This is a genomic window from Streptomyces achromogenes subsp. achromogenes (assembly GCF_000720835.1).
GTDB classification, from domain to species: Bacteria; Actinomycetota; Actinomycetes; order Streptomycetales; family Streptomycetaceae; genus Streptomyces; species Streptomyces achromogenes.
Window position 1 is genome coordinate 1 of sequence record NZ_JODT01000102.1, and the last position, 397, is coordinate 397.

1 protein-coding gene is annotated in these 397 nt (G+C 63.0%); it reads right to left on the minus strand.

Annotation, left to right across the window (positions count from 1 at the left end; translation table 11 throughout):
* Window positions 1-263: helix-turn-helix domain-containing protein (locus tag IH25_RS40380; protein WP_157847089.1), on the minus strand; the 263-nt coding region annotated here is incomplete at its 3' end.
* Window positions 264-397: the final 134 nt, after the last annotated feature.

Consider the following 397-nt stretch of genomic DNA (forward strand, 5'->3'; position numbering starts at 1 on the left):
GGTGGGAGGTGGCCGGCCCTTACGAGGATCGGCATAACGCGGATGCCGAGCGTCTGGCCTAGGGCGTAGCAGGTTGCTACGTCCGGCTGGCTTACGTCGCGTAGGAGTCGCGAGACTGTCGCGGCTGGAATGCCGGATCGCTCAGAGAGTTTGCGCCGTACGCCTCGTTCGTCGAGGTCGTACCCGTGGCGGGTGAGTGCCCACCTGAGCCAGTCGCCGAAGGGCGCGGTCAGTGGTGGTTCCGGTTGCGAGCCGTGTGTCATACGCGCAATGTATCGCGCGCGCGTGATTCACGCGGCACTGCGTACAACTCTTGACCAAGTTCATAGGTCAGTCCCCCTCCGTTGCTGAGGCAAGCGGAATCCAAAGGCTATCGAACTGGCGATCGATTCTCCAC